We start from the raw sequence: 1,327 nt of genomic DNA on the forward strand, positions 1-1,327 counted from the left end.
CAGGATGACCGCCGCCGAGGCGCTGACGATCGAGCCGAGCAGGGCCTGGATGGCGTCGGACGCGCGCCAGGATTCGTTGGAGATGATGTTGAGCAGCCGGCCGGGGCTCTGCCGCAGGAAGAAGGGATAGCCGATCCGCAGGAGCCGTTCCGACAGCGCGCTGCGGATCGCGAAGCTCGCCTTGCCGTAGATATGGGCGGTCAGCACCGTGTTGGCGAAGCCGAGCAGGTTCTTGAGCAGGATCGAGCCGAGGATCGCCGCCGAAATGACGACCAGCCGCTCGCGCTCGCCGAGCCCGGCGCCGACCTTCTGCAGCAGCGCCGAGAAGCCGCCCATGCCGGTCGCATCGCCATGGCCCATGATGATGCCGAGCAGCGGGATGATCAGGCCGATGCCTAGGCCTTCGAGCGCCGCGGCGGCAAGGCCAAGCAGCACCACGACCGGCAAGAGGCGCATCAACCTGCCGCCCAGCGCGCCGCGCAGCATCGAGAGCGCCGGTGGCAGCGGCCGGATCATCGCGCCCTGGCCTCGGCTTCGCCCGCTTCGGCGCGGCCCAGTGGCTCCGGCGCCGGCCGCCTTGCGATGACAAGCAGTGCGAACTTCGCCGCGCCGGCCAGGTTCATGGCGACGACGGGCCAATGCGACAGCCTGAGCTCAGGATCGAACTTGGGTCCGCCGGCAAGCTCGCGCAGAGCCGCGCGCGCCGCCCAGTAGAAATGGCGCAGCAGCCAGGGCGCGCGGCGGACATGCTTCAGGCAGAGCGCGCCATTGCCGAAATGATAGTCGCGGTGCAGCCGGTCGATTGCCTCGCGGTCACGGCGTCCGTGATGGTGGAAGATTGTCATGTCGGGCACATATTCGACCGGCATGCCGATGAGCATCGCCCGCACCAGATAGTCGGTGTCTTCCGCCGAGCGCAGCGCGCCGCCGGCGCCGAAGCGCTCGTCGAAGGGGCCGATGCGCGCGGCGACGTCGCGGTGCATGGTCATGTTGCAGCCAAGCACGAAGCCACCCGGATGGACGGCCGGCGTCAGCCGCTGGCGCTGTTCGCAGCGCTTGATGGTGAAGGGCAGGTCGCGCGCGTCGCCAAGCTCGACCCGGCCGCCCCGGATCAGCCATTTCTCGCCGCTCGCATAATGCCGCTGCAGGTCGCGCAGATAGGTCGGGTCGAGCTTGCAGTCGTCGTCGACGAAGACCAGCACGCGGCCACGCGCCCGCGCCAACCCGGCATTGCGCGCCGCCGCCAGTCCGGGGCGCGACTCGAGAATCGCGGTGATCGGGATGGTGGAAGCCTCGGCGATTGCCGCCAGGCGCTCTGGCGTGCCGT

At 69.6% G+C, this 1,327-nt stretch carries 2 protein-coding genes; both read right to left on the reverse strand.

The window, feature by feature from the left end; genetic code table 11:
* The coding region (locus EN745_RS34845) for an ABC transporter ATP-binding protein (protein WP_189363270.1) at positions 1–516 on the reverse strand (516 nt) is incomplete at its 3' end.
* A partial coding sequence (locus EN745_RS34850; protein ID WP_127423318.1) for a glycosyltransferase occupies positions 513–1,327 on the reverse strand: 815 nt, incomplete at its 5' end. The genes EN745_RS34850 and EN745_RS34845, both read right to left, overlap by 4 nt.

The sequence above is a fragment of the Mesorhizobium sp. M4A.F.Ca.ET.022.05.2.1 genome (assembly GCF_003998845.1).
GTDB lineage: Bacteria > Pseudomonadota > Alphaproteobacteria > Rhizobiales > Rhizobiaceae > Mesorhizobium.